This is a genomic window from Umezawaea sp. NPDC059074 (assembly GCF_042738955.1).
In the GTDB taxonomy this organism is placed as follows: Bacteria; Actinomycetota; Actinomycetes; order Mycobacteriales; family Pseudonocardiaceae; genus Umezawaea.
In genome coordinates this window covers 65,137-71,179 of record NZ_JBHYHC010000045.1, presented here as the reverse complement: position 1 = coordinate 71,179, position 6,043 = coordinate 65,137, and the positions used below count along the sequence as shown (strand labels likewise).

6 protein-coding genes are annotated in these 6,043 nt (G+C 70.3%); 5 read left to right on the top strand and 1 reads right to left on the bottom strand.

All coding sequences use genetic code 11. From position 1 onward, the window contains the following. Positions 1-434 precede the first annotated feature (434 nt). The 5 genes from ACFWW9_RS21660 to ACFWW9_RS21640 all read left to right on the top strand — a co-directional run bounded on the left by ACFWW9_RS21660 (position 435) and on the right by ACFWW9_RS21640 (position 5,141). Positions 435-1,874: a GuaB1 family IMP dehydrogenase-related protein gene (locus ACFWW9_RS21660; RefSeq protein WP_390380571.1), complete on the top strand. Its 1,440-nt coding sequence runs from the start codon at positions 435-437 to the stop codon at positions 1,872-1,874. 57 nt (positions 1,875-1,931) lie between these two features. Next, complete coding sequence (locus tag ACFWW9_RS21655) at positions 1,932-2,891, top strand: ATP-binding cassette domain-containing protein (protein ID WP_390380568.1); 960 nt, start codon at positions 1,932-1,934, stop codon at positions 2,889-2,891. Then, positions 2,888-3,673 carry an ABC transporter permease gene (locus tag ACFWW9_RS21650; RefSeq protein ID WP_390380565.1) on the top strand — a complete coding sequence of 262 codons (786 nt, stop codon included), beginning with the start codon at positions 2,888-2,890 and terminating at the stop codon, positions 3,671-3,673. Before ACFWW9_RS21655 ends, ACFWW9_RS21650 begins: the two co-directional genes overlap by 4 nt. Positions 3,674-3,800: 127 nt before the next feature. Beyond that, complete coding sequence (locus ACFWW9_RS21645; protein WP_390380562.1) at positions 3,801-4,703, top strand: hypothetical protein; 903 nt, start codon at positions 3,801-3,803, stop codon at positions 4,701-4,703. A 96-nt stretch (positions 4,704-4,799) separates the two neighbouring features. Continuing rightward, entirely contained in the window at positions 4,800-5,141 is a 342-nt protein-coding gene (locus ACFWW9_RS21640) for a hypothetical protein (protein WP_390380559.1), read from the top strand. On the opposite strand, the gene ACFWW9_RS21635 is transcribed toward ACFWW9_RS21640, so the two are convergent. Continuing rightward, a complete protein-coding gene (locus ACFWW9_RS21635) occupies positions 5,138-6,034 on the bottom strand; it encodes a LysR family transcriptional regulator (RefSeq protein ID WP_390380556.1) in 897 nt (298 codons plus the stop codon). The two genes, ACFWW9_RS21640 and ACFWW9_RS21635, sit on opposite strands and share 4 nt — an antisense overlap. Between the last annotated feature and the right edge of the window lie 9 nt (positions 6,035-6,043).

The following is a 6,043-nucleotide window of genomic DNA, read 5'->3' as shown; positions in this document are numbered from 1 at the left end:
GTGGAAAGCTTGCCGCCCGACAAATTTTAAGGGGCAAAACCCCCGAGTAAAATCGGCCACGTTCCGTGGTCTGCGCGCGCCGGTGTCGTCGTGGTCACCAGCTGGCTGTCAGCACCATCGTGGTCACCAGCTGGGCCGCCGATCCTGTCGTGGCCACCAAGCCTCGGCGCCACTCTTGTTCCCGGTCACCAACTGGCTGCCAGCACCATCGCGGTCACCAGCTGGGCCGCCGGTCCCGTCGTGGCCACCAAGCCCCGGCGCCACTCTTGTCCCGGTCACCAACCGGCCCACCGATCCCCTCTCGCCACCAAGCCTCGGGTCACCCTCGTCGCAGTCACCAACTGACCTGCCGGTCCCGTCATGGCAGGCGGCGTTGTCCCGCTGTCCCGTTGTTTCCGGCGGGTGGGCGGGTTCGCGCGTAGGATTCAGTTCTCGTGCGGTTCATCGAGGGGCATCACCCCAGCTACGACCTGACCTATGACGACGTCTTCCTGGTTCCCGGCCGTTCTGCCGTGGAGTCCCGGTTCGGGGTCGATCTGGCCACTTCCGACAACACCGGGGCGACCATCCCCGTCGTGGTGGCGAACATGACCGCTGTCGCCGGGCGGCGGATGGCTGAGACCATGGCTCGGCGCGGTGGGCTGGTGGTGTTGCCGCAGGACGTCGCGCCCGACGTCGTGGCCGGGATCGTGGCGTGGGTGAAAGCGCGGCACACGGTGTGGGACACGCCGTTGGTGCTCAAGCCCGGTGATTCCGTGGCCGACGCGCTTGACCTGCTGCCCAAGCGGGCTCATGGGGCTGTGGTCGTCGTGGATGACGACGGGCGGCCGGTGGGTGTTGTTGACGAGGCCGCGTGTTCTGGGGTGGATCGGTTCACGCGGTTGTCCGAGGTGGTCGACGAGAACGTGTTGACGCTTCCGCTCGACACCGCTCCGCGGGAGGTGTTCGACCACCTCAACGGGCGGACGCAGAAGGTCGCGCTGGGGGTTGACCAGGATCGTCGGCTGGTCGGGGTGTTGACCGCTCTTGGTGCGTTGCGGGCCGAGGTGTACCAGCCCGCGCTGGACGCTGACGGGTGTTTGCGGGTCGCCGCTGCCGTTGGGGTCAACGGGGACGTGGGGGCCAAGGCGGCCGAGCTGCTGAAGGCCGGGGTGGACACGCTGGTCGTGGACACGGCCCATGGGCACCAGGAGAAGATGCTGACCGCGCTCCAGGCCGTGCGGCGGGTTGGGCCTGCCGTGCCCGTCGTGGCGGGGAACGTGGTGACCGCCGAAGGTGTCCGGGACCTCGTCGAGGCCGGGGCGGACATCGTGAAGGTCGGTGTCGGGCCCGGTGCGATGTGCACCACGCGGATGATGACCGGGGTCGGGCGGCCGCAGTTCTCGGCCGTCGCCGAGTGCGCCGCCGAGGCTCGGCGGCTCGGCAAGCACGTGTGGGCCGACGGTGGGGTGCGGCACCCGCGGGACGTGGCGTTGGCGTTGGCCGCCGGGGCCGCGAACGTGATGGTCGGGTCGTGGTTCGCCGGCACCTACGAGTCGCCTGGTGACCTGCGTCGTGACGAGTCCGGGCGGCTGTACAAGGAGTCGTTCGGCATGGCGTCGAAGCGGGCCGTCAGTGCGCGCACCCGGACCGACAACGCGTTCGACCGGGCGCGCAAGGGGCTGTTCGAGGAGGGGATCTCGACCTCGCGGATGTGGCTCGACCCCGTGCGGCCCAGCGTCGAGGACCTGCTGGACGCCATCACGTCCGGGGTGCGGTCGTCGTGCACGTACGCGGGGGCCGAGAACCTGGAGGCGTTCCACGAGCGTGCGGTGCTCGGGGTGCAGTCGGCGGCCGGGTTCGCGGAGGGGCGGCCGTTGCCCGGTGGCTGGTAACCGGACATACCTCGGAAACTGAAAAGTGGGTTGTCCCACTGATTTAGGCTGGGCCGCGTGGACGAAGCGGTAGAGGTAGCGGACCTCGTGAAGGTCTACAAGGCGGGCCAGAAACCCGCCGTGGACGGACTGAGCTTCACCGTGCCGCCCGGCGAGGTGTTCGGCCTGCTCGGGCCGAACGGCGCGGGCAAGACGACCACGGTCGGCGTGCTGACCACCAGGGTGCGGCTCACGTCGGGTCGCGCCCTGGTGTGCGGGGTCGACGTGACCGCCGACTCGCAGCGCGCCCGGCAACTGCTGGCCGTCGTGCCGCAGCGCAACAACCTGGACCGGACCCTCAACGCCCGGCAGAACCTGCTGTTCCACGCCGCCTACCACGGCATCGGCCGGGCGGAGCGGGTGCGGCTGGCGGACGGGATCCTGGCCAAGATGGGCCTCCAGGACCACGCGAAGGCGCTGGTCGACACGCTGTCCGGCGGCCAGGCGCAGCGGTTGATGATCGCGCGGGCCCTGATGCACCGGCCGAAGGTGCTGTTCCTGGACGAGCCGTCGACCGGGCTCGACCCGCAGGCCCGGCTGTTCGTCCACGACCGGGTCGCGGCGCTGCGGGACGAGGGCGTGACGATCGTGCTGACCACGCACGACATGGACGAGGCCGCGAAGCTGTGCGACCGGGTCGGCATCGTCGACCACGGCAAGCTGCTCGCGCTCGACAGCCCGGAGAAGCTGACGTCGTCGCTGCCCGGCAGCACCACGATCAGCGTCACCGCCAGTCCGGTCGGGACCGACCCGGCGGCGGTCACGGCCGCGCTGTCCGACCTGGACGGTGTCGTGCGGGTCGAGGAGGTCGCGGGCAGCGGCGTGTTCCGCGTCTACGCCGACACCACGGCCGCCGTCGCGCTGCCCGCCGTGCTCCGCACGATGGAGGGCCTGGGCGTGGAGGTCAGCGACCTGGCCATCGGCAAACCGAGCCTCGAGGACGTGTTCATCCAGATGACGGGCAGGGAACTCCGATGAGCGCCACCCCGACGGCGGTCTCGCTCCGCACGTTCCGCGCGATCCTGTGGCGGGACGTGTTCGTCACCGGCAGCGAACTGCCCAGCTTCCTGGCGCAGGTGCTGATCCAGCCGTTCTTCATCCTGTTCATCTTCGGCAAGGTCCTCGGCGACATCGGGTTCGTGCAGGGGAACTTCGCCGCCGTGCTGCTGCCCGGCATCGTCGCCATGAACGGCTTCCTGGGCGCGTTGCAGAACACGACGCTGCCGCTGGTGCTGGACTTCTCCTGGACCCGCGAGATCGAGGACCGGCTGCTCGCGCCCATCCCGATCCCGCTGGTCGCGGTCGAGAAGATGGTGTTCGGCGGCCTGCGCGGGCTGCTGGCGGCGGTGCTGATGGTGCCGATCGGGTTCCTCCTGCTCGACGTGACGTGGCCGGTCGGCGGGCTCGCGATGGCGTTCCTGGTGATCTGCCTCGGCTCGCTCGCGGGCGCGGCGGTCGGCATGGTGATCGGCACGTCCGTGTCGCCGCGCCGGATCAACATCATGTTCGCGGTCATCCTCACGCCGCTGCTGTTCACCGGCTCCGCGCAGTTCCCGTGGTCGTCGCTGGAGCACCTGCGCTGGTTCCAGGTCGTGTGCGCGCTCAACCCGCTCACCTACGTCAGCGAGGGCATGCGGGCCGTGCTCGCGCCCGAGGTGCCGCACATCCCGCTGGGCGTGTGCCTGCTGGTGATCGTGGCGTCCATCGCGGGCTTCGGGGCGCTGGGCATGAAGGGTTTTATGCGCCGCGCGCTGGACTAGAAATCGTGGGTAGAATTTCCCATCCAATTGTCGGCGCACCCGGCGTACGTTGTTCTCCATCGGGGACCACCACGTGCCACTCAGGGGTGTCATCGTGCTCGAAGTCGAACTCGACATCTTATCCGGAATGCCCAACCCGACCTGGATCCTCTCCGCCGACCACGAGCGGGAACTGCTCGACCGCCTCGCGGCCGATCCCACTCAGCTCTCCCCCGCCGCCACCGCCGACGAGCAGTTCAGCCTCGGCTACCGCGGCCTCCTCGTCCGCACGGTCAAGTCCGACGGGGAGCCCCAGACCCTCTCGCTGCCCCAGGAGTTCCGCCTCGGCAGCAAGCCCGCCGCCGAGTCCTCCGCCCAGTGGCTCCTGGGCACCTCGGACGGCTACCGCGACAGCGGCGTGACCGACGTGCTGCGCGAAGCCGCCACCGAGGGCATCGCGCGGATCGACGACCGGACCCTCGACCCCACCCAGCCGGCGCCTGGGTTCGGGGGCAGCGCGCGGGAGGCCGAAGAGGCTCCTGACAGCCCGAACGAGGACTCCACCAGGGGCGCGACCTGGTGGGCGTGCGGGTCGAACTACTTCAGCGCCAACGCGGACGTGTTCAACCGGCCCGAGAACGTCACGCGGAACAACTGCTACTGCTTCGCCAGCAACCACCTCGCGGGCGTGCGCTACGCCCTGCCCGGCAGGCGCGGCGGGCGGCCGGCGACGTCCATCCAGTGCGGCGGCGTGACCGACGGGCTGCGCGCGGACGGGTGGCAGGACGGCTGCCAGACCAACGGCCTGACGATCGTGCTGGTCATCTGGCCCGGCGTCGACTACCACTTCTACCGCCTGGTGACCGGCGGCCCGAACTGGTGGTGGGGCCACAAGCCGGGCGGCACCCCGGCGAAGTACACCGACGACTGCGGCCACGCGATCTACCAGGAGAACGGCACGGGATACGCGCCGAACAACATCTGCCGCGGCAACTACACCAATTTTTGCGGGTACTTCTACCAGAACAACAGCACCGCGTTCGTGGCGTAGGAGAATGCCATCGACGCTCGACGGGGATTAATCGGAGCACTGCTCGTGTTCCTCGCTTCCGCTTGTGGTTCGACGCCTTCCGGAGAGGACAAGACCGTGTCGGGAACCGTTGCGGTCGAGCTCGACGTCTTCTCCGGGAGGCCGAACCCGACGTGGACGCTGGCCGAGCCGGAGGCGACCGCGTACCGGGAGAAGGTGGGCGGCCTGCCGGGGGCGTCGTCGGGTCAGGTGGCGAACAACCTGGGCTACCGCGGGTTCGTCGTGCGGACGGGTGACGAGGTCGTCGTCGTCCAACGGGGAGTCGTGCGCAAGACCAAGGGCTCGACCACCGAGTACGCGTCGGACCCGAACCGGGACCTCGAACGGTGGCTGCTCCGGTCGGGCCGGTCGTCCGTGGAACCCGAGGTGCTCACGTCGGTGGAGCGCGAGATCGGCTAGCCGTTGCGCAGGCGGCAGACGTGGTCGGCGAAGCGGACGGCGGCCGGGTTGAGGTCGCTGGTCGGCAGCGCCAGGACGGCGTGCCGGGCGAAGTCGACGTCGGCCACGTCGAGGAGCCGCAGCCTGCTGTCGGCGCGGGTCAGGATCGGGTAGTCCAGGCCCGCCGGGACGAACCCGATGCCCAGGCCCGCGTCGACCAGTTCGAGGAACAGCAGCCACTCGTTGACCTCGCACACGATCCGCCGCGGCACCCCGGCCGCGGCGAACGTGGCGTCGTTGACGATCCGCGCCCCCCAGTGCTCGTGGACCTCCACGAACCGCTCGTCCGCCAAGTCCGCCAGCACGACCTCCGGCAGCGCCGCGAGCCGGTGGTCGGCGCGGCACGCGAGCAGCAGCGGCTCGCTGGCCAGCGGGACCAGCCGCACCCGGCCCACCGCCTCCGGCACCGTCGCGGCGATGGCGCAGTCCAGCTCGCCCGCCGCGACCATCTCGAGCATCGTCAGGACGGGCGCCTGGAGGAGGCGCACGTCCACGCCGGGGTGCAGTGCGGTGAAGCTCGCCAGGTACTCCACGAACGGCACCAGGTGCTGCGCGGCCTGGATGACGCCGACCCGCAGCGAGCCGGTCACCACGTCGGTCACCTCGTGCACGGCGCGCGCCGCTTCGGCGGCGGTCGCGACCGTGCGCCGGGCGGGCCCGACGAGCGCCTCCCCCGCCGCGGTCAACCGCACCGGCCGCGTGCCGCGCACGTACAGCTCCGTGCCCAGTTCCCGTTCGAGCGCGGCGATCGAATAGGACAGTCCCGACTGGACGATGTGCTCCCGGCGGGCGGCGCGGATCAGGCCGCGCTCCTCCGCGAGGGCGAGGAAGTGCCGGAGCTGGCGGAGTTCCACGACGAGGAC

Excerpts from the sequence above, each read along its gene's own strand:
- ACFWW9_RS21650 (WP_390380565.1), top strand. The coding sequence starts at position 2,888 with ATGAGCGCCACCCCGACGGCGGTCTCGCTCCGCACGTTCCGCGCGATC.
- ACFWW9_RS21645 (WP_390380562.1), top strand. The coding sequence starts at position 3,801 with ATGCCCAACCCGACCTGGATCCTCTCCGCCGACCACGAGCGGGAACTG.